Raw genomic sequence first — 21,055 nt, forward strand, 5'->3', positions numbered from 1 at the left:
CGCGGGAGCCGCGCCCCGGTGAGCGGCCGGCCCGGTGGGCGGCCGCCCCGGTGAGCGGCTGACCGTTCAGGCGGCCGGGTTCGGGCGGATCACCGCTTTCTCCACCAGCAGCCGGGCGCCCGCCGCGATGCTCTGCGCGTCGATGCCGGCCGCGGCCAGCTGTTCCTGCGGTGTGGCCGACCCCGGCATGGTGCCGACCGCGAGCCTGACCAGCCGGGGTACCGGCCTGCCGTCCGCGAACGCCTCGGCGACCGCATCCCCGAGACCGCCCTCCGGGTGGTGGTCCTCGACCGTGACCAGACAGCCCGTCTGGTCCGCAGCGGTCCGCAGGGTCCCCGCGTCCACGGGCTTGACCGAGTAGAGGTCGATCACCCGCACCGCGATGCCCTCCTCCGCCAGGATGTCGGCCGCCGCCAGGCACTCGTGGAGGGTCTGGCCCGCCCCGATCAGGGTCAGTTCGTCCTTGGCGCCGGAGCGCAGCACCTTGCTGCCGCCGACCGGGAACTCCTCGTCAGGACCGTAGATGACCGGGGTCTCCCCGCGGTTCGTCCGCAGATAGCGGATGCCCCGCACATCGGCCATCTCCGCCACGAGCCTGGCCGTCTGGTTGGCGTCGCTCGGATACAGGACCGTGCTGCCGTGGATCGAGCGGAACATCGCCAGGTCCTCGAGTCCCATCTGGGACGGGCCGTCCTGGCCGATCGCCGTACCGACGTGCGAGCCGACGACATTGATGTCGGCCCGGCCGATCGCCGCCATCCGGAAGAAGTCGTGCGCCCGGGTCAGGAACGAGGCGAAGCTGCACGCGAACGGCACATGACCGCACGCCTGCATCCCGACCGCGCCCGCCGCCAGCTGCTGTTCGGCGATGTAGCACTCGAAGTACCGCTCGGGGTGCTTCTTCGAGAAGAACTGGGCGCGGGTCGAGTCGCCGACCTCCCCGTCCAGGACGACCACTTCGCCGCGCGCCGTGCCGAGCGCGGTGACCGCTTCGCCGAACGCGTTGCGCGTCGCGACCTCGTCGCCCTTGTCGTAGCGCGGCAGCACGAGATCGCCGCTGCCGCCGGCCCGCCGGGGCTGTGCGTCGGCCGGCTTGTGCACAGCGACCCGGATGGAACGCCGGCCGCCCAGCTCGTCGACGGCAGCGGCGGCGTCGGGCAGCGGCTTGCCGTGCCACCCTTCCTTGTCCTCGACGGCGGCCACCCCGCGCCCCTTGCGGGTGCCGGCGATGATCGCGGTGGGCCGGTCGGTGACACCGCGCACCTCCTCGTACGCGGCGTCGACGGCGCCGATGTCGTGCCCGTCGATCTCGACCGTGTGCCAGCCGAAGGCCCGCAGCCTGCGCCCGTACGCCGCCAGGTCCCGGCCGTGCCGTGTGGGGCCGCGCTGTCCGAGCCGGTTGACGTCGACGATCAGGGTCAGATTGCCCAGGTTCTCGAACCCGGCGTGCTCGGCCGCCTCCCAGACGGACCCCTCGGCCATCTCGCTGTCGCCGCTCAGCACCCAGACCCGGTAGTCCACCCGGTCCAGGCACTTCCCGGCGAGCGCCATGCCCACCCCGACCGGCAGCCCCTGCCCCAGCGACCCGGTGGCCACGTCCACCCAGGGGATGCGCGGCGTCGGATGGCCTTCGAGGCGGCTGCCCTTCTTGCGGAAGGTGAGGAGTTCGTCGTCGTCAATGGCTCCCGCCGCGAGGTACATCGCGTACAGCAGCGGTGTGGCATGGCCCTTGGAGAGCACCAGCCGGTCGTTGCCCGGATGGTCGGGCCGGTCGAAGTCGTAGCGCAGATGCCGGGAGAGCAGTACGGCGGCCAGATCCGCCGCGGACATCGACGACGTGGGGTGGCCGGATCCTGCCGCGTCCGCGGCGCGCACCGCGTCCACGCGGAGCTGCTGGGCCAGTTCGAAGAGTTCTGCGTTCTGATCCGTGCTCATTTCCGTGCTCATGGTCGTTCCCTTCCCGCGACCGGACCTTCAGCGTGGCCGGCGGTGCGGTGTCGAGCGGGCCCGCTCCTGGAGTGGGCGTGCCCGGTTGCTCAGCCTGTCCCGGTCGCACTGCACCGCGTACCCGGTGGGCCGCGACGCGCACATGTTTCCCCGGCTTGGCGGCAGACCCGGATCCGGACCTCGTCCGCGGCGCGGACGCCACCCCACACCCGCGTATCAGAATGCGAGATACGTATCTCACTATGCGGCAGAAGCATCTACGGTGGTGGCACCACTTCGGAGAGTTCGACGTCGAACAGGGAGATCCGCCATGCCGGAAGAGACCGCCGTCTACACCCACGGACACCACGAGTCGGTACTGCGCTCGCACACCTGGCGCACCGCCGCCAACTCCGCGGCCTATCTGGTGGACGAGCTCAAGCCCCACATGCGGATCCTGGACATCGGCTGCGGCCCCGGCACCATCACCGCGGACCTGGCGGCCCTGGTCCCGCAGGGCAGTGTCACCGGGGTGGACAGGGCGCCCGCGGTCCTGGAGAAGGCACGGGCGCTGGCCGCCGAACGCGGCCTGACCAACACCGACTTCGGGGTCGCGGACGTCCACGCGCTGGAGTACCCGGACGACACCTTCTGTGTGGTCCACGCGCACCAGGTGCTCCAGCATGTGGGCGACCCCGTGCAGGCGCTGCGCGAGATGCGGCGGGTCACCAAGCCGGGCGGCATCGTCGCGGTCCGCGAGAGCGACTACGGCGCGTTCACCTGGTACCCGGAGTCCCCGGTGATGGACGACTGGCTCGACCTGTACCACCGGGTCGCGCGCGGCAACGGCGCCGAGCCGGACGCCGGTCGGCGGCTGTTCTCCTGGGCGCGGCAGGCGGGCTTCACGGACATCAGGCCGACGGCCACCAACTGGGTCTTCGCCACCGAGGAGGAGCGCGCCTGGTGGAGCGGGCTGTGGGCGGACCGCACGACCGAATCGGTGTACGCGCAGCAGGCGGTCGACGGCGGCCACGCGACGCGGGAACAGCTGGCGGCGGTCTCGGACGGCTGGCGCGAGTGGGGCGCGCAGCAGGACGGCTGGTTCCTGGTGCCGCACGGCGAGATCCTCTGCCGCGTCTGAGGCACCGGCCGGAGCGGCCGCAGCACGTCTCCCGGCCCGCTCCGGCCACCCCGCGCCCCTCGTCAACTAGGCTTCTCCGCATGGAGATCCTGGGAACCACGCTGCGAATCTGCGTCGCCGACCTCGAAGCTTCGGTGTTCTTCTACGAACGCCTCACCGGCGCCAAGGCGTTGCGCTTCGAGCGCGGCGGGGTGTCCGTCGCCGCGGTCGGCTTCTTCCTTCTGATGAGCGGTCCGGAGTCGGAGCTGGAGATTCTGCGCAAGGTGACGGCGACCATCGCGGTACGTGATGTCGACGAGGCCCTCACCACGCTCACCGACATCGGCGCGCAGGTCATCGCGGGGCCGGTACCGACCCCGGTGGGCCGCAATCTGATCGCCGTCCACCCCGACGGGTCGGTGTTCGAGTACGTCGACAGGAACGGGGACGGCTCGGGCACCGGCACCACCGCCTGAGCCGTACGGCCGCCCGCCCCGGCGGCCCCCTTCCGGGCCCGTCAGCTCTGCGGCCGCATCCGGTACTCGTACCGCTCCGGCAGTGGATCGTCCGTGAGGGCCGACCAGACCTCGTTGAGGATCTCGGCGCCCTCGCGGAGGTCCGCCACCTCGAAGCCCGCGTCGAAGACGGCGCGCGCCGCCGCCTTGTCCCCTTCGGCGAGCAGCAGTTGGGCCTCCACCAGCCGGAACCGGCCGCGCGCCCGGGTCTCCCGGTCCAGCCGCTCCCAGACGCCCCGCGCGTCACCGGTCCGTCCGACCGCGAGCAGTACGTCGATCGCCTCGCGCCCAAGGGCGGCGGTCACCGCGGTCCAGCTCGGGCCGGTGCGGCGCTCCTCGCAGAGGTCGTCGAACGCCTCCGCGTACCGGTCGGCCGCCCGCCCGTCGTGGCCGTCGCACCGGTCGGCGACCGCGAGGCAGCGCAGCAGCGGCCAGCGCGACGGGGCCAGTTCGAGACCGCGCTCCCAGCTGCGCACCGCCTGGGCCCGGTCGCCGCCGTGCCACTGAGCGATCCCCAGGTGGTACTCGGTCAGCGGTTCGGCGAGCGCCGTCTCCAGCATGTCCCGCCAGTGCCTGGAGACCAGTGAGGGGCCGGGCGGGGTGACCTTGCGGGGTGCGGGGAACGCACCGGAGCGGTACAGCTCCAGCCAGGGCTGCTGGTCGTCGCCGAGCGCCGACGCGTAGAACGGGGTGCCCGGCAACTGGTATCCGCCGCGCAGCACTTCGAGCGCGCCCCAGCCGGACCCGGTCGCCAGCATCGTGTGCGGCTCGCGGTCCGCACAGCCGCGCCACGCCTCGTGGGCGGCCTCCACCGCGTCCCGGGGCAGCGCGGCTTCGAGCCGGGCCTCCGCCTCCCAGCGGGCCGCGGCCCAGTCGTCGCCGTGGACGGCCGACGCGTCCGCTTCGAGCGGCCCGTACGCCTCCAGCCAGCTGAACTCGGCGCCCCCTTCGAGGCGTACGTGCTCCAGCTGGGTGCGGGCCAGACCCGCCTGGATCTCCGCGTACCCCTCGGTGCCCGGCTCCGTCAGCCACTGCTGCCAGCGCCGGCCGCCGGTGCCCGAGCCCCAGAGGAAGAGCTTGCGGCCGCGCAGCTGGTCGGTCGAGGTCTGGACGAGCCCGCGGCCCTCCGCGTCCAGCGAGGCGATCCACTTCCGCGCCTCGGGCGGAACCTCGTAGAAGTAGTCGGCCGGGTACTCGCTGCGGAGGGGGTACGTACGGTCGGCGCCGTTCCAGCCCGGCACCGGGACACGACGCAGGCTGCGCTCGTAGCCGAAGTGCCACGCCTCGTCGGCGGGGGCGATGACCCGGTTCGACGGGCTCTCGGGCACCGCGATGTTGGACCACCAGTAGGTGGGCACCGGCTGCTCGTGCGGGTTGCGGATCCGCACGCCCACGTGGAGGAAGTCGGACCCGTCCGGCAGCCAGAGGTCCACCTGGAAGGGCAGGTCGCGCAGCCGCTCCCACTCCCAGAGCCGGACCATGTCACCGCCGTCGGGCGCGGTCACCAGCGCGGCGTGCAGGGGGGCGCAGCTGAGGGTGGTGTGTCCGGTCGCGCCGATGTTCCACTCGATCCCGCCGGAGAACCAGGCGCCGTTCAGCGCGAAGTCGGCGGGCTGGAGCACCGGGTTGCGGTAGAGCAGCTCCCGGCCGGACGGCTTGTGGAAGAGCGACTGGATCCGGCCGCCGAGGCCGGGCAGCACGGTGGCCCGCAGCCGGTCGTTCTCGATCACGATGGTGTCGACGCGGGTGGGCATGCGCTCCCTGCCGTACCCGTCGAGTACGCGCACCGGCAGCACACTGGTCAGCGGCCCGTACCCGACCTGGCGGGCCATGTCGTGCGGGAGTCCGGCCCGTTCGCCGGCGTCGACGGTGTGCGTCTCGTCGAGCGGGCGCAGCGCCGGAAGCGGGTTCTCCGGCCCCAACGGGGCAGCGGGCAGCGTCATTACGGCACGTCGCACGGTCGTGGCCAAAGCAACCTCACTCGCTCATGGGGGCAGCCGTCCGCCCGGCCCCCCTGATGACCATGGAACACCGGTGGGGCTGGTCTGACCAGGGGTTCCCGCGGGCCGATTTGGCACCGAGGGCGCTCCAGGAAATGGTTGACGCCGGAGGCGGACCACCCCGTACCCTGCACCGGGAACGGTGCACGAACGAGACGAGGGCGGACGAGATGGCCGAGCAGCACACCTACCGGGTCATTGTGCGGGGCACCTGGGACGGGCTGTCGGAGGCTTCCCGGGCCCGGCTGCTCGCCGATGTGGACGACCACGGGCTGACGCAGATGCACTTCACCGAGCAGGGTTCACTCACCTACGACAAGGCACTCAGGCACTTCTCGTTCCGCTATGTCGTCGTCTCGGACGCGGCCGACGGTGAGGAGATGGCGGGTGCCATCGCCGAGGACCGGGCCGAGACCGCGCTGAAGGAGCTGGGGCACGGCTTCGGCCCGCTGCGCGCGACCGTGACGGACATGGACACCATGAAGATCAACCGCAAGGGCCGCTGACCCGGCCGCCGGGCCAGGCACCTGTACGGCGGCGGCCCGGTGCTTCCGTTGCAGCGCCGTGCTGCTGTCAGCGGGCGGTCATCTCGGCGGTGAACGCCCAGCGCTCGTGGTCCCGCCAGGCCCCGTCGATGAAGAGGAAGTCGGGCGAGTATCCCTCAAGGCGGAACCCCGCACGGCGGACCAGCGCCACCGACGCCTCGTTGGCCGGCTGGATGTTGACTTCGATGCGGTGCAGGCCGAGCGGCCCGAAGGCGTACTCCCGCACCAGGCGCAGCCCTTCCGCCATCAGGCCCCGGCCCGCGGAGTGCGCGAACGCGCCGTATCCGAGCGCCCCGCTGCGGAACGCGCCCTCGACGATGTTGTTGATGTTGATGAACCCCGCGATCCGCCCGGGAGCCTCTCCCCCGAGTTCACACACCAGGAAGCCGGCCCTGGCCGGGTCCTCGATCAGCCGCCGTGCGTAGACGAGGTAGCTCTCGGGGTCGGCGGGCGGGGCGAGCCAGGGGTGGTGCAGGTCCCTGCTCTCCCTGACCAGCGCGGTGAATTCCCCGGCGTCCTCGTACGAGAAGTGGCGGATGCCCACGCGCGCGCCCGCGGCGAGATATGCGGTGCTGTCTGATGTGGAGGTGTCTGAAGCGGTGGTGTCTGGCATCGGGCCAGATTAGACGGGGTGGTGCCGTCGCACCCCGGCGGTTCCGTCCGGCGCCGGGACATCCAGCGCCGGAACGTCCAGGGTGAGCGTGCCCGCGTCGGCGTCCAGGACGGCCGGCACACCGAGGGGCAGTGTCTGCGCCGTGGCACAGTGCCCGAAGCCGAACTCCCCGGCCACCGGGACACCGAGCCCGCCGAGCCGGTCCCGCAGCACCGCCCGCACCTCGTCGCCCGGGGTGCAGTCCTCCCAGGAGCCGAGAGCGATGCCCGCGACACCGTCCAGGAGGCCCGAGCGGAGCAGCTGGGTGAGGATCCGGTCGATGCGGTAGCCCTCCTCGCCGATGTCCTCGATCAGCAGCAGCCCGCCGCGCCCCGTGGGACGTGCGTACGGCGTGCCCAGCTCGGCGGCGAGCATCGAGAGACACCCGCCGAAGGTGACCCCGGCCGCCCGGCCGGGTACCAGGGTGCGGGCGGTGCCGAGGCCGAGCGTGCGGACGGTGTCGGGCTCGAAGAGCGTGGCGCGCAGGGACTCCTGGGTCCCGGCGTTCTCGATGAAGCTGAGGGCAGCGGTCATCGGGCCGTGCAGGGTGGACAGCCCCATCCGTACCGCGAACGCCTCGTGCAGGGCGGTCGCGTCGCTGTAGCCGACGAACACCTTGGGCCCGGCCGCGCGCATCGCCGCCCAGTCGAGCAGGTCCGTCATGCGCTGGGCGCCGTATCCGCCGCGTGCGCAGAGGACCGCGGAGATCTCCGGGTCGCACCAGGCCGTCCGGAGGTCGTGGGCGCGCGCCTCGTCGGTGCCCGCCAGATATCCGAACTGCGGGTGCCGGTCGCGCACATGGGGCATCACCACCGGCTCCAGGTCCCAGCCGCGCAGGATGTCGAGGCCCGCGGTGAGCCGGTCGTCGGGGACGGGCCCGCTGGGCGACACCACGGCGACCCTGGCGCCGGGCCGCAGCCGGGCCGGCCGGGTCAGCGGCACGAGTGCGGGTGCGGTAGGGCCGGGCGCCGGGGGCAGCGTCATCCGCCCAGCTCCAGGGCCGGCACGTCGGGGCGTTCGATGCCGAAGGTCTGTGCGTACAGGGAGAGTTCCGCCTCCAGCGCCCGGACCATGGTGTCGGCCCTGCGGAAGCCGTGCCCCTCGCCCTCGAACGTGAGGTACGCGTGGGGGACGCCCCGGCCCGCCATCCGCTCCAGGAACCGCTCGCACTGCACCGGCGGGCAGATCACATCGTCCAGCCCCTGGAGCAGCAGGAACGGTGCGGACATCCGGTCCGCGTGCTCCGCGGGCGAGCGGTCACGGTAGCGGTCGGGGACCTCGGCGAACGGGCCGATGAGGGTCTCCAGATACTGCGACTCGAAGTCGTGGGTGCCGTCGGCGGACGCCCAGTCGGTCAGATCGAGGATGGGATACATGATGGTGCCGCAGGCGTAGACACCGGACGAGGTGAGCGAGGCGGCCGAGGTCCAGCCGCCCGCGCTGCCGCCGCGGATCGCGAGCCTGGCCCGGTCGGCCGCACCCTCGTCGGCGAGCGCCCCTGCGACAGCCGCGCAGTCCTCCACGTCCACGACGCCCCACTGCTCACGCAGCCGGTTGCGGTACGCCCTGCCGTAGCCGGTGGAGCCGCCGTAGTTCACCTCGGCCACGCCGATGCCGCGCGAGGTGAAGTAGGCGATCTCCAGGTCGAGTACGAGCGGTGTACGGCTGGTGGGGCCGCCGTGCGCCCAGACCACGAAGGGCGGCAGTTCGCCGTCGGGTGCGGTCAGCTCCGGGCTGCGCGGCGGGTGGATGTGGGCGTGGATCTCCCGGCCGCCGGGCCCGGTGAACGTACGGGACCGCGGCTCGGGGTAGTACGCGGGGTCCACGACGTCCCGGTGCGGGGAGCCGATGACCCGGGCGTGGCCCGAGCTGGTGTCCAGCTCCACGATCTCGAAGGTGGAGCGCGGGCCCGCCGCCAGGCCGATCACCCGGCTGTCGGCGGCGGCCAGGGCGGGGGCCCACTCCGTCCAGGGGCCCGGCGCTTCGACGAGTTCGCCCGACTCCGGGTCGAGCACCCCGAGCGCGGTGGCGCCGGCGCCGTGGAGGACGGCGATCAGCCCGCTGTCCAGCGGCTCGAACCACTTCTGGCCGATCTTCCAGAGCGGCCCGCCGAACTCCTCGTCGCGCGGGCAGAGCGCGACAGCGGCGGCGCCTTGGTCCGGGTCCGCCCGGTAGAGGTTCCACCAGCCGGTGCGGTCGGAGGCGAACAGCAGCCGCCCGTCGGCCGTCCAGCCGACCTGGGCGACGGACTCGTCCGGCCCTCCGGCGAAGTGCCGGACGCCGTCGAAACGGCCGTCGTCCGTGACATCGGCGACCATGACGTCGCTCCCGTCCCACGGCATCCTTGGATGGTCCCAGCCGAGCCAGGCGGCGCGGCGCCCGTCGGGCGAGAGCCGTGCACCGGTGACGAAGCGGTGCCCACCGCCGGAGAGTTCACGTACGGCGGTGCGGTCCTCCGCGGCCGAGCCGTCCAGCGGTACGGCAGCGACGACCCGCCGCACATCGGTGGGTGATGCGCCGGTGAACTCCTCCAGGACGCACCAGACTTCACCGCGGCCGAGGTGGACCACCGGGTCCACCCAGCGCAGTCCGCCGCCCACGGCGGAGACCGGGGTGAGCGGCCTCGGCTGCGCTGCGCCGCCCTGCGCGTCCGGCTCGAACACGTACAGCCGCTGGTCGGCGAAGTGCACGAAGACCACGAGCGGGCCGCCCGCCGGGCGCACCGCCCCGGCCCAGGGCTGTCCGCCGTACTCGATGACCCGGCTGCGGACGTTCCACGGAGCGGGCAGGGCCGTCTCCTCGCTGCCGTCGGTCCGCCGCCGCACCAGCGCGCGCCGGCCGCCCTCGGCGGGGCGGGGCGCTGTCCACCACACTTCGTCGCCGACCGTGCCGACGAACTCGGGACGGCCGTCCTGCGAGGCCGCGAGGGCGGCGTCGATCGGCGAAGGCCACGTTCCGTAGGCCCCGGTGGATGCCATGCTGACAACTCCCCTATGCAGTACGCAGATAGTGATCGAGCACCCGGACGCCGAAGTGCAGCGCGTCCACCGGCACCCGCTCGTCGACCCCGTGGAAGAGGGCCTGGTAGTCGAAGCCGGGGGGCAGCCGCAGCGGCGAGAAGCCGTACCCGGTGATCCCCAGCCGGGAGAACTGCTTGGCGTCCGTGCCGCCCGACATGCAGTAGGGCACCACATACCCCTCCGGTGCGAACTTCTCCACGGCCGCGCGCAGTTTCGCGTACGTCGGCGAGTCCACCGGCGCTTCGAGCGCGACCTCGCCGTGGTCGAACTCCCAGTCGACGTCCGGCCCGGTGAGCCGGTCGAGGGTGGTGCGGAACTCGTCCTCGCCGCCGGGCAGGATCCGTCCGTCGACGTGTGCCGTCGCGTGCCCGGGGATCACATTGACCTTGTAACCGGCGTCCAGCATCGTCGGGTTGGCGCTGTTGCGGACGGTCGGCTCGACCAGCGCGGCCGCCGGACCCAGCTTCGCGAGCAGCGCGTCCACATCGAAGTCCGGGGCTGTGGTGTCGGTGTCGATGCCGTGCAGTGCGGCAATCTCGGTGAGCGCGGCCCGCACCGTGGGAGTGAGCCGCACCGGCCACTGGTGCTCGCCGATCCGGGCGACGGCGGCGGCGAGCCTGCTGACCGCGTTGTCCCGGTTGACCTTGGAACCGTGTCCTGTTCTGCCGTGTGCGGTGAGTTTCAGCCAGGCGGTGCCGCGCTCGCCCGCCGCGATGGGGTAGACCGGCAGGTCGGGGCCCGCGTGGAAGGTGAAGGCCCCGGACTCGCTGATCCCCTCGGTACAGCCGTCGAAGAGCCCGGCGTGCTGGTCGGCGAGGAAGCCCGAGCCGTCGACGGCGCTCGCCTCCTCGTCGGCCGTGTAGGCGATGACGATGTCGCGCCGGGGGCGCACACCCTCGCGCGCCCAGGACCGGACCGCCGCGAGGATCATCGCGTCCATGTTCTTCATGTCGATGGCTCCGCGGCCCCAGACCACACCGTCGCGGATCTCACCGGAGAACGGGTGCACGGTCCAGTCGTCCGGCTCGGCCGGCACCACGTCGAGGTGCCCGTGGACCAGCAGCGCGTCCGCGGACGGGTCGCTGCCCGGGATCCTCGCGACCACATTGGTGCGCCCCGGGGTGCGCTCCAGGAGCGTCGGCTCGATCCCCGCACCGGCCAGCCGCTCGGCGACGTACTCGGCTGCGGGGCGCTCCCGGCAGTCGCCGCCGCCCCGGTTGGTCGTGTCGATCCGGATCAGCTCCGAGGTGAAGTCCACCACCTCGTCGAGCGCCAGGGGGTCCAGCCGGCCCGCTTCGACCGGGTTCACGTCAGCCATACTGTTCCTCCACCGCGGACGAGACGAGCGTCGTAACCGCCTTGAAGGTTCGAATGCCCTCATACATCGTCGCGCTGGTGTACGCGACACGCCGTTCGGCCGTGCGCCTGACCCCCGGAACGACGGTCGCGGCACCCACCAGATGCTCGGCGTCGAACTCCAGCTCCACGGTGAAGGACGGGCCGGTCACCGGTGAGTGGCGTACGGCGAGCGCGGTGGCGTCCGCCGCGGCCGCACGGATGTCGGCGGCCGTACGGGCCGGGGTGCGGCAGACCGCCGCGTAGCGCGAGACATGGTCCTTCACCGCGACCGTGCGGGCCCGGGGCGCGTATCCCAGCGCGTCGGCGCAGGCCAGGTCGTCGCCGGTGACGAGCACCACGGGGACGCCGTACTCCGCGACGACATGCGCGTTGAGCAGACCCTCGCTCGCCCGTACGCCGTTGAGCCAGACGCCGGTGATCGAGTTGGCCAGATAGGTGTGGGCGAGCACGCCCTCCATCCCGGCCCCCGTGTGATAGCCGACGAAGGCGATCCCGTCGACGTCGCCGTGCTGGACGCCCTCCACCATGGACAGCGACTTATGACGGCCCGTGAGCATCTGGACGCGCTCGTCGAGCTGCTCGATGAGCAGATTGCGCATCGACCAGTGGGCTTCGTTGATGAGCACCTCGTCGGCGCCCCCGTCGAAGAAGCCGAGGGCGGCCGCGTTCACGTCGGACGTGAACAGCGACCGGCAGCGTTCCCACTGCGCGCTGCCGGGCAGTACGTCGCCGGGCCAGGTCACACCGGTGGCGCCCTCCATGTCGGCGCTGATGAGGATCTTCATGCGCATGACGCTACCTGCCGCTGAATATGCTGGCCAGCACATGCCCCACCACCACAGGTCCACACCACTGGCAGGTCCGGGCGGCCGGGGCCCGTTGGTCTGGCTCAGCTAACTTTGCGGGATTCGGCGCATCCGGCGCCCGCACGGGGAATACCGGATCAAATCGACTCTTCTCCCCGGGGCGCACACTGATGGCGACTGCTCTGTTCGCGCCGGACTCCCGGCGGCCGACGGCGGTCGCCGTGCAGTTGGTGCTGACGGCCGCCGCGTACTACGGATCTGCGCGCCTCGGCCTCCTCCGGGAGGTGGTCGCCGACGGTGCGGTGATCACACCGCTCTGGCTGCCCACCGGTGTCGCACTCAGCTCCCTGCTCTATCTGGGACTGCGTGTCTGGCCCGGCATCGCCATCGGCGCCCTGCTCACCATCGTCACGATCGGCGGCGCGCTCACCGAGGCGGGCGTCGCCATCGCGGCGGGCGACGCCCTGGCCCCGGTCTGCGCGTTCCTGCTGCTGCGCAGGGTGGGCTTCCGGCCGGAGCTGGACCGGCTGCGGGACGGAGTGTCCCTGGTCTTCCTGGGTGCCATGGTGGCGATGCTGGTCAGCGCCACCATCGGCTGCGGCACGCTGGCGGTGACGGGCGAACTCCCGCTGCGGGACTTCTGGGCGGTCTGGTCGGCGTACTGGGCCGGTGATGCGATGGGGGTGCTCATCGTCACCCCGGTGCTGCTCGTACTGGCCAGGTTCCGGCTCCCCCGGGCCACCGACCGGTGGCTGGAGGCGAGCGCGCTGGCCGTCGCGGCGATCGTGGTCAGCCTGGTGGCCACCCGCAGCACGCTCACCCTGCTCTTCCTGGTCTTCCCGCTGCTCATCTGGGCCGCGCTCCGCTTCGAGCTGCCGGGCAGCGCGCCCTGCGCCTGTCTGGCCTCGGTGCTCGCCGTCCTCGCGGCAACCGGGAAGGAGGGGCCCTTCCGCCACCGGTCGCTGTTCGAGGTGACGGCCAATGTCGCCGTGTTCAACGGTTCGGTGGCGCTGACCGCACTGCTGCTGGCCGCGATCGTCACCGAGCAGAAGAACATCCGCAGCAAGATCGAGCTGGCCTGCCTGGAACTCGCCGACCTGGTCGAGCAGCTCGCTCCGGGACAGGTGCCCGTCTGGCCGCCCGCCGACGACGAGTCAGGCCGCTGACCCGTCGTCCGGGCGGCGCACGGGGCACCGGGCGTCCCGCTGCTGCCGGGTCCTCAGCCCGCGGGGGCGAGGACGAACCAGCGCGCCGGCAGGTCGATCCGGGTGCCGTCCGGCAGATGTTCGGTCTGGGCCAGTGCGGTGTCGCCGTCCGCCAGGATCGTCAGCCCCGCGGCGCGCAGCAGTCCTGGCACCTCCTCCTCGGACGCGTCCGCCGGTTTGAGGCCGTGCTCGATGACCCTGCGCAGCTTCGGCGGCGGCCCGCCGCGGGCTTCCGCCACCTTCTGGAGCAGGTCCTTCGACGCGGGTGTCAGCTCCACGACGAAGGCCCGCCCGCGCTCGCCGATGAGAGCCGCCACGGCCGCGGCGACGGCCGGACGCGCCTCGGGCTCACTCTGGTGGATGACCGCCCGCATATAGACGTTGGTATCGCCGATGCGCTCGCTCAGGGCCCGTACCGCGTCCGCGTCGACCAGGTCGAGCTGCGCGAACTCGGCCACGCCCGCGGTGTCCGCCCGCTGCGCGTGCCCGATCGCGGCGTCCGAGAGGTCCACACCCAGCGCGCGGGCGAAGACCGTGGCCAGATAGCGGGTCTGGGTGCCGTTCCCACAGCCGAGGTCCACGACGGGAAGCGCCGTGTCGGCGTACGGCAGCAGCAGCTCGCTGTGCGGTACGGCGGTGAGCGACGGGTCCGAGTCCCAGATCGCCTCACCCGGGGCGTCGGACGTGGCCGACCAGAACCCTTCCCACGCCTTCCGGTACTGCGGCGACACGTCCATACGTACTCCCACGTCCACGTACTCCCACATTGATTACGCCCTCGCCGACGGCACCCGCGCCGATGACACCCGCGCCGGGGGCGCCGAAGCCCGGGAGCGTCGCGCCCCGGGCAGCGCCTGTTCGAACCAGACGGTCTTGCCGTGCGCGGTGGCGCTGGTGCCCCACTCCCGGGCGAGACCGCTCACCACCAGCAGCCCGCGGCCGGACTCGTCGTCACCCGATGTGCTCAGCAGTGCGGCGGGCGCCGGTTCGTCGTCGCTGACCTCGCAGAGCAGGGCGCCCGTCCTGACCAGCCGCAGCCCCACCGGCCGGGTGCGGCCGTGCCGGACGGCGTTGGTGACCAGTTCGCTGACCATCAGCTCGGCCGGTTCCACCGCGTCCGCCAGCCCCCAGTCGAGCAGCTGCCCGCGTACCAGCCGCCGGGCCCGCGCCACTTCGCGGGGATCGAGTGCGAGCTGCCACTGGGCGACATCGTCCGCGGGGATCCCGTTCACCCTGGCCATCAGCAGGGCGACGTCGTCCTTGCGGCCGCCGCGCGGGTTCAGCGCCCGGATGATGGTGTCGCAGGCGTCGTCCATGGAGGCGGCCGGGTGCGCCGCCGACGCACAGAGCGCGGCGAGCCCGGCCCCGATGTCCTGGCCGCGCACCTCGACCAGACCGTCGGTGCACAGGATCAGCCGGTCGCCCGGGCTGACCCGTACGGTCGCGGTCTCGAAGGCGACACCCCCGACACCGATGGGCGCACCGGTCGGCAGGTCGAGCAGTTCGGCCCGGCCGTCGGCGGCCCGGACCAGGACCGGCGGGATATGACCGGCGTTGGCGATCTGGAGTTCGGAGCGGATCGGGTCGTAGACGGCGTACAGACAGGTCGCCAGATACAGCTCGCCGAGGCGCTGCGCCAGGTCGTCCAGATTGCGCAGCAGCTGGGCCGGCGGCATCTCCATGGTCGCCATGGTCAGTACGGCGGTACGCAACTGGCCCATCATCGCTGCCGAGTTGAGCCCGTGCCCCATGACGTCACCGACGACGAGCGCGGTCCTGGAGCCGGGCAGCTTCACCGAGTCGAACCAGTCGCCGCCGACCCTGCCGAGCCGGGCGCCCGGCAGATAGCGGGTGGCGATGTCACAGCCCGCCATGCGGGGTTCGACCTTGGGCAGCATGCTGTCCTGGAGCGTCTCGGCGACGTTCTCCTGGTAGGTGTACATACGGGCGTTGTCCAGGACGAGACCGGCGCGGGCGGCGAGTTCGGCGCCGGTGGTGCGGTCCATGTCGTCGAAGGGCTCCCGGCCCGGACGCCGCATCAGCACCATGAAGCCGAGCACCACGTCGCGGGCCTTCAACGGCACGATCAGCAGCGACCTGCCGGTGATCAGCGGCCGCAGGTCGCGCTTCTCGAACTCGCCGGAGATGCGGTTGCTCAGCTGCTCGTCCACGTGCCGGACGAGCACGGGCTCGCCGGTGACCATGCACTGGAAGAACGGCGTGTGTTCGGGGAACGCGATGGCCTCGCCCACCGGCACCGTGTCGTCCCAGCGGCCCGGCTCGTCGTTGTGCTCGACCCACACCCGGTGCCAGACGGTGGTGACGTCGGGCGGGCCGTCCGGGAAGCCCTCGCCCGCGAGCACGGCGGCCCGCAGATGGGTGCCCGCGAAGTCGGTGAAGCGCGGAACAGCGGCGCTGGTCACCTCGCGGATGGTGCGCTCCAGGTCGAGGGAGGACCCGATCCGCCCGCTGGCCTCGTTGAGGAATTCCAGCCGCTCGCGGACGGCGGCGTACTCCAGGTCGAGTTCGGGGCGGGGCACGGTGCGCGGCGCGAGGGGAACGGCTCCGGCTTCCCCGGGCCCGTCACCGGGCCGGCTGCGCGGGGGGTGCCGCGGCACCCCCCAGTCCGGGGTGACCGGGACCTGTTCGCAGTGGCTGAACTCCACGACGGGATAGCCCAGTTCGAGCACCTGGGCGACGATTCCGGTCGCCTCCCGCACGCTCATGTTCGGCAGGATCTCGGGGAGCCGGCCGGCCAGCTCCCGGTAGCCGGGGAAGTCGGTGTGGAGCGCGAAGCCGGGGGCGATGGTCCCCGGGGTCCCGCCGCTGTCGCCGTCCGCCGGCAGCGCGGCGTCGGCCGCGAGGACGAGCAGCCGCTCCGGGCCGGGCCCGGCCAGCGGATAGGCCCACCAGAGCACATCGATACGGCCACGCCGCGGTTCGTCGAGCCGGGCCCGGCCTGCCGACGGGTAGGCGACGATCCCGCCGACCGGGCTGTCCAGCTCGGCGCCGAGGTCGGCGTACGTCCCGTCAGGACCGCGCTCCCCCTCCCTGCGTAACGCCCCGGAGACCGGGAGCAGTTCACCCGCTGGACAGCCGACCGCGTCCTGGCGCGGGACACCGAAGAGCCGGCGGGCACCCGTCGACCAGTGCGAGACCAGCCCTTCGGCGTCGACGACCACCACGGCGAGCGGCACACGGCCCGCTGCGGCGTCCCGCGGCCGGTCCGGCTGCTGCGGCGGCACACCAAGGTCCATGGGTGGCAGGCTCCTTCCCGGCCGCAACGTTCTGCGGTGCGTGGCTCCACCGTACGGCCCGCGTACGCCGCCCGGGGGCCATCGGCGGAATCAGGCCCGACGGGTGGTGCGCCGGGCGCGCACCGGCCCCGGCGGCTGCCGGAACCGGTGTGCGCCGCCGGGGCCGTTTCCCCCGCTGGCCGGTCAGTCCTCGTGCCCGAGCTGGAGGTCGCGCTCGGTGCGTCCGCCGCCGGCGACCTGGAGCACGGTGGCCACCGGCGGGTAGCCCGCCGCGATCACGGTGTACTCACCGGACGACAGATCCACGAAGCGGAACGCGCCGTCGGGGCCCGTGGTGAGGGTGTCCACCACATTTCCCGCCGCGTCGAGCAGGGTCACCCGGGCGTCCTCGACCGGCCGCCCGCCGCTGGCACGCACGGTGCCGCGCAGCACGGCGCCGCCGGCGAGCTCCACGTCCTGCCGGGTCTCGCGCGCGGCCTGCACACTCACCGGCATCGCGGCGGGACGGAAGGCGGGGGCACTGCCGGCGAGGGTGTACTCACCGGCCACCAACTCGTTGATGACATAGCCGCCTTCGCGCCCGCTGCGGGTGGAGGCGACGACCTCACCGCGTACGTCGGTGAGTGTCACGGCCGCGTCGCGCACCGGGGTGCCGTCCGCGGTGACCACGGTCCCGGCCAGCCGTCCGGCGCCGCCGAGCACCACGTCCAGATCGACGGGGCGTTCGCCGACGGTGACGCTGACGGCCTGCGGCTGATGGCCGCCGGCCGCCGCGATGAGGACGTACGAGCCGGATCCGGGCACGCTCAGCGCGTACCGGCCGTCCTCGCCGCTCGCACCGCGCCCGATCTGGCGCCCGGTGATGTCGATGAGGGTGAGTGCCGCGCGCGGCACGGTGGATCCGTCGTAGTGCTGGACGGTCCCGCAGACGGGCACGCCCGGGACGTACGGGGCTTCCGGGGCGCGGGCTGCGGGTACGGACGCATCCGGTGCGGCTGCGGGGGCGTTGTGGGACACCAGCGGTTTCTCCTTGAGGAAGAAGGCGATGAGCAGGCCGAGCACGAGCACCGGCACGAGGTAGAGGAAGATCCGGGGCATGGCGTCGGCGTACGCCCGGATGTAGCCGTCCCGCAGCGCGGGCGGCAGCGTGCGGACCAGCTGCGGGGTGATCGACTCGGGGTCGGGCAGCCGCGCGCCGGACGGCAGGCGGGTCTTGAGGGCGTCCGTGAGGCGGCCCGCGAAGAGCGCGCCGAAGACGGCCGCGCCGACGCTGCCGCCGATCTGCCGGAAGTAGTTGTTGGCGCTGGTGGCGGTGCCGAGGTCGCGGGGCGCCACGGAGTTCTGCACGGCCAGCACCAGGATCGACATGATCAGCCCGATGCCGATGCCCAGTACGGCCATCCAGACGCTGTACGTGAGCTGCGGGGTGTCCGTCTCCAGCCGCGAGAGCAGCCACATCCCGACCGCCGAGATCGCACAGCCGAGCAGCGGAAAGATCTTGTACCGCCCGGTGCGGCTGGTCAGCTGCCCCGAGACGATGGAGGCGATGACGACACCACCCATCATCGGCAGCATGAAGAGCCCCGACTGGGTGGCGCTGGCGCCGTCGACCATCTGGAGGAAGGTCGGCAGATAGCTGGCGGCGCCGAAGAGCGCGACGCCCACGACGGCCCCGACGAGCGCCGTCACATTGAAGATCGAGTCGCGGAACAGCCGCAGCGGGATGATCGGTTCGGGCGCGCGGTGCTCGACGGCCAGGAAGAGCAGGGCCGTCACGGCGCAGCCGGCGGCCAGTCCCACGACGGTGCGCGAGCCCCAGGCGTACTCGGTGCCGCCCCACGTCGTCAGCAGCACCAGACAGGTCGACGTGGCGGCCAGCAGCAGTGCGCCGAGGATGTCCAGGCGGGGCTTGGCCGTCGGCTTCGGGAGCTTCAGGACGGCCGCGATGACGGCCAGGGTGACCAGGCCGAACGGCACGTTGATGTAGAAGCACCAGCGCCAGGAGGCGTGGTCGGTGAAGAACCCGCCGATGAGCGGCCCGGCCACGGAGGCGAGCCCGAAGACCGCGCCGATCAGCCCCATGAAGCGGCCGCGTTCGCGCGGCGGCACGATGTCCCCGATGATCGCCTGCACGCCGATCATCAGGCCGCCGCCTCCGATGCCCTGGACGGCGCGGAAGGCGATGAGTTCGTTCATCGTCCGGGACCAGCCGGCCAGCGCCGAGCCGATCACGAAGACGATGATCGCGAACATGAAGATGCTCTTGCGGCCGAAGAGGTCGCCGAGCTTGCCGTAGACCGGCAGGCCGATCGTGGAGGCGAGGAGATACGCCGTGACGGCCCAGGACATCTTGTCCAGGCCGTGCAGTTCACCGACGATCTTCGGCAGCGCGGTCGCCACGATCATCTGGTCGAGGGCCGCGAGCAGCAGCGTCAGCATCAGCCCGAAGAAGACCATCCGCACCCGGCCGGGGCTGAGTTCGGGCTGCTCCCCCGCAGCGGGGGGTGGTGGGAGCGGGACGGTCACCGCTTCCGTCAGGACATCGGTCTGCCCGTCCGGACCGTCCTTCACCAGAGTGATTCCACCCACGTACCGCTCCCCTCGTCGCGCCTGCGCCGCCCTTTTCTCGCATTCAGCGACAAGGGGGTGCAAGCGCGACGATTGGCGCGCGAGGCGCACGCCGGGGGCTTCAGGGCCGGTGGGAGCCCCTACGGCGCACAACTGGGCCGTACGGAAAACCACTCGAACCGGTGAGCATCATTTCCGCCCGAAGGGGTTACGCGGTGGACCGGGCGGCCCGGCGGGAGGGACGGGAGCGGCAGGAGGGGCGGGCTACTTGGCCACTTCGGCTTCGAGCTTGGTGAGCAGCTCGTCGTAGATGCGGCCGAGGCCCTTGGGCGCGAAGGTCTTCTCGAAGAATCCGCCGATGCCGCCGGCGCCGTTCCACACGGTGGAGACGACGGCCTTTGACTTGCCCTCGCCGGCGGGGGTGACGGTCCAGGTGGTCACCATGGAGGAGTTCCGGTCCTTCTCGACGAGCTGTCCGTCGGTCGGCTCGGTCACCTCCAGCAGGCAGTCCCGGATGCGCTTGCTGGTGGCCTGCAGCTTCCAGTGGACGAGCGTGCCGTCACCGTCGCCGCCCTCCCGGACCTCGTACTCGCTGAAGTGCCCGGGCAGGAGCTTCTCGCGCGTACCGGTGTAGTCGGCGAGCGCGTCGAACACCGTCTCCGCTTCGGCCCCGATGATCCGCTCCGTGGTGGCCTCTACCTGCGCCATACCAGTTCCTCCAGCTGTCGTTCTTCAGTCGGTGTGATGAACCGCGCCCTGAGCCAACCACCTCGGGTGCGGGCACGGAAATCCGGGTTGCGCGAATCATGGGAACAGGTGTTCTATTCAAGGGTACGTGCTATCGAGGAGGCGCCATGCGCTGGGACCAGCTGACCGAGAACGGCGGGGACAACCGCACAGCCGAGGGCGGCGGGACCGGTGAGAAGGCCGCGCTGTTCGGAGCGGACTCCGTGACGACCCGCACCTTCGACACCCCGGAGTTCCGCGGGATCACCTTCCACGAGGTGCGGGCCCGTTCGATCGTGAACCGGGTGCCCGGCGCCTCCCGCATGCCGTTCGAATGGACGGTCAATCCGTACCGGGGCTGCAGCCACGCCTGTGTCTACTGTTTCGCGAGGAAGACCCACAGCTATCTGGACCTCGACACCGGTCTCGGCTTCGACTCGCAGATCGTCGTGAAGACCAACGCCCCTGAGCTGCTGCGCGCCAGGCTCGGCTCCCGCCAGTGGCAGGGCGCGCACATCGCGATGGGCACCAACGTCGACTGCTACCAGCGGGCCGAGGGGCGGTACGGGCTGATGCCGGGCATCATCTCGACGCTGCGCGACTACGCGAACCCGTTCAGCATCCTGACCAAGGGCACGCTGATCCTGCGCGACCTGGAGCTGCTCCAGCAGGCCGCGCGGGTCACCGATGTCGGCGTCTCGGTCTCGGTCGGCTTCGTGGACGAGGAGCTGTGGCGCACGGTGGAGCCCGGCACCCCCGCACCGCGGCGCAGGCTCGACGCCGTACGCACCCTGACCGACGCCGGAATCGGCTGCGGGGTGCTGATGGCGCCGGTGATCCCGTTCCTCGGCGACCACCCGGACCAGCTGCGCGCCACGGTCCGCGCCGTCGCGGCCTCCGGGGCGACCTCGGTGACCCCGCTCGTCCTGCATCTGCGGCCCGGCGCACGCGAGTGGTTCATGTCCTGGCTCGGCGCGCACCATCCGCACCTGGTCAGGCGCTACGAGCGGTTGTACGCGGCGGGGGCGTACGCCCCCAAGTGGTACCAGCGCCGGATCACCCGCCAGGTGCACGAGCTGGCCGCCGAGTACGGCATCGGCCCGGCCCAGCGTGGTATGCCGCGCCGGATATCCGTACCGCAGGAGCCCGAGCCCGCGGTGCCCACTCAGCTGACGCTGATCTGATCCCGGCGCGTGCGGAGGGCTCGGTCACGCGGGGCGCCGGGCATCCGTAAACCGGGTCGGCCGCCGGCGACGCCCGCCGGCACCCGGACCAGCCGCCACTCGCGTCAGCCGGCACCCGGATCAGCAGGGACCCGCGTCAGCCCGCAGCCGCGAGTGGCGGCTGGTCCGGGTG

At 72.2% G+C, this 21,055-nt stretch carries 16 protein-coding genes; 5 read left to right on the forward strand and 11 right to left on the reverse strand.

Annotation, left to right across the window (positions count from 1 at the left end; all coding sequences use genetic code 11):
- Positions 1 to 66 precede the first annotated feature (66 nt).
- Positions 67 to 1,935: a transketolase gene (locus G3I19_RS21375; protein ID WP_164265304.1), complete on the reverse strand. Its 1,869-nt coding sequence runs from the start codon at positions 1,933 to 1,935 to the stop codon at positions 67 to 69.
- Between the two features lie 322 nt (positions 1,936 to 2,257).
- Here G3I19_RS21375 and G3I19_RS21380 point away from each other — a divergent pair, with 322 nt between their 5' ends.
- Both G3I19_RS21380 and G3I19_RS21385 read left to right on the forward strand, forming a co-directional pair.
- On the forward strand, positions 2,258 to 3,067 hold the full coding sequence (locus tag G3I19_RS21380) for a methyltransferase domain-containing protein (RefSeq protein WP_164265289.1): 810 nt from the start codon (positions 2,258 to 2,260) through the stop codon (positions 3,065 to 3,067).
- A gap of 80 nt (positions 3,068 to 3,147) precedes the next feature.
- Positions 3,148 to 3,522, forward strand: coding sequence for a VOC family protein (locus tag G3I19_RS21385; protein WP_164265290.1), 375 nt, complete (start codon positions 3,148 to 3,150; stop codon positions 3,520 to 3,522).
- 41 nt (positions 3,523 to 3,563) lie between these two features.
- On the opposite strand, the gene G3I19_RS21390 is transcribed toward G3I19_RS21385, so the two are convergent.
- Entirely contained in the window at positions 3,564 to 5,504 is a 1,941-nt protein-coding gene (locus G3I19_RS21390) for a DUF5107 domain-containing protein (RefSeq protein ID WP_203599851.1), read from the reverse strand.
- 227 nt (positions 5,505 to 5,731) lie between these two features.
- On the opposite strand from G3I19_RS21390, the gene G3I19_RS21395 reads away from it, so the two are divergent.
- The gene (locus tag G3I19_RS21395) at positions 5,732 to 6,067 is read left to right on the forward strand and encodes a DUF6204 family protein (protein WP_164265292.1); all 336 of its coding nucleotides are present in this window, start codon (positions 5,732 to 5,734) and stop codon (positions 6,065 to 6,067) included.
- 67 nt (positions 6,068 to 6,134) lie between these two features.
- Here G3I19_RS21395 and G3I19_RS21400 read toward each other — a convergent pair whose 3' ends face one another.
- The 5 genes from G3I19_RS21400 to G3I19_RS21420 are packed head-to-tail and all read right to left on the reverse strand — an operon-like array spanning position 6,135 to position 11,922.
- Positions 6,135 to 6,719, reverse strand: coding sequence for a GNAT family protein (locus G3I19_RS21400; RefSeq protein ID WP_164265293.1), 585 nt, complete (start codon positions 6,717 to 6,719; stop codon positions 6,135 to 6,137).
- A 9-nt stretch (positions 6,720 to 6,728) separates the two neighbouring features.
- Complete coding sequence (locus G3I19_RS21405) at positions 6,729 to 7,742, reverse strand: LD-carboxypeptidase (protein ID WP_164265294.1); 1,014 nt, start codon at positions 7,740 to 7,742, stop codon at positions 6,729 to 6,731.
- On the reverse strand, positions 7,739 to 9,736 hold the full coding sequence (locus G3I19_RS21410) for a prolyl oligopeptidase family serine peptidase (RefSeq protein ID WP_164265295.1): 1,998 nt from the start codon (positions 9,734 to 9,736) through the stop codon (positions 7,739 to 7,741). The genes G3I19_RS21405 and G3I19_RS21410 overlap by 4 nt, the downstream gene beginning before the upstream one ends.
- A gap of 13 nt (positions 9,737 to 9,749) precedes the next feature.
- Complete coding sequence (locus tag G3I19_RS21415; protein WP_164265296.1) at positions 9,750 to 11,096, reverse strand: M20/M25/M40 family metallo-hydrolase; 1,347 nt, start codon at positions 11,094 to 11,096, stop codon at positions 9,750 to 9,752.
- A complete protein-coding gene (locus G3I19_RS21420; RefSeq protein ID WP_164265297.1) occupies positions 11,089 to 11,922 on the reverse strand; it encodes a M55 family metallopeptidase in 834 nt (277 codons plus the stop codon). The genes G3I19_RS21415 and G3I19_RS21420 overlap by 8 nt, the downstream gene beginning before the upstream one ends.
- Positions 11,923 to 12,113: 191 nt before the next feature.
- Here G3I19_RS21420 and G3I19_RS21425 point away from each other — a divergent pair, with 191 nt between their 5' ends.
- Positions 12,114 to 13,109, forward strand: a complete 996-nt coding sequence (locus tag G3I19_RS21425) for an MASE1 domain-containing protein (RefSeq protein WP_164265298.1) — start codon at positions 12,114 to 12,116, stop codon at positions 13,107 to 13,109.
- A gap of 53 nt (positions 13,110 to 13,162) precedes the next feature.
- Here G3I19_RS21425 and G3I19_RS21430 read toward each other — a convergent pair whose 3' ends face one another.
- The 4 genes from G3I19_RS21430 to G3I19_RS21445 form a co-directional block, all read right to left on the reverse strand.
- Positions 13,163 to 13,885 carry a class I SAM-dependent methyltransferase gene (locus tag G3I19_RS21430; protein ID WP_164265299.1) on the reverse strand — a complete coding sequence of 241 codons (723 nt, stop codon included), beginning with the start codon at positions 13,883 to 13,885 and terminating at the stop codon, positions 13,163 to 13,165.
- A gap of 33 nt (positions 13,886 to 13,918) precedes the next feature.
- A complete protein-coding gene (locus G3I19_RS21435; protein WP_164265300.1) occupies positions 13,919 to 16,405 on the reverse strand; it encodes a SpoIIE family protein phosphatase in 2,487 nt (828 codons plus the stop codon).
- A 183-nt stretch (positions 16,406 to 16,588) separates the two neighbouring features.
- Entirely contained in the window at positions 16,589 to 18,943 is a 2,355-nt protein-coding gene (locus G3I19_RS21440) for an MFS transporter (protein ID WP_239074650.1), read from the reverse strand.
- Between the two features lie 294 nt (positions 18,944 to 19,237).
- Complete coding sequence (locus G3I19_RS21445; protein ID WP_164265302.1) at positions 19,238 to 19,681, reverse strand: SRPBCC family protein; 444 nt, start codon at positions 19,679 to 19,681, stop codon at positions 19,238 to 19,240.
- A 146-nt stretch (positions 19,682 to 19,827) separates the two neighbouring features.
- Between G3I19_RS21445 and G3I19_RS21450 the strand changes: the two genes are divergently transcribed.
- Positions 19,828 to 20,883, forward strand: coding sequence for an Rv2578c family radical SAM protein (locus tag G3I19_RS21450; protein ID WP_164265303.1), 1,056 nt, complete (start codon positions 19,828 to 19,830; stop codon positions 20,881 to 20,883).
- Positions 20,884 to 21,055: the final 172 nt, after the last annotated feature.

Origin of the sequence: Streptomyces sp. SID10853 (assembly GCF_010548145.1) — a bacterium.
Taxonomy (GTDB): domain Bacteria; phylum Actinomycetota; class Actinomycetes; order Streptomycetales; family Streptomycetaceae; genus Streptomyces.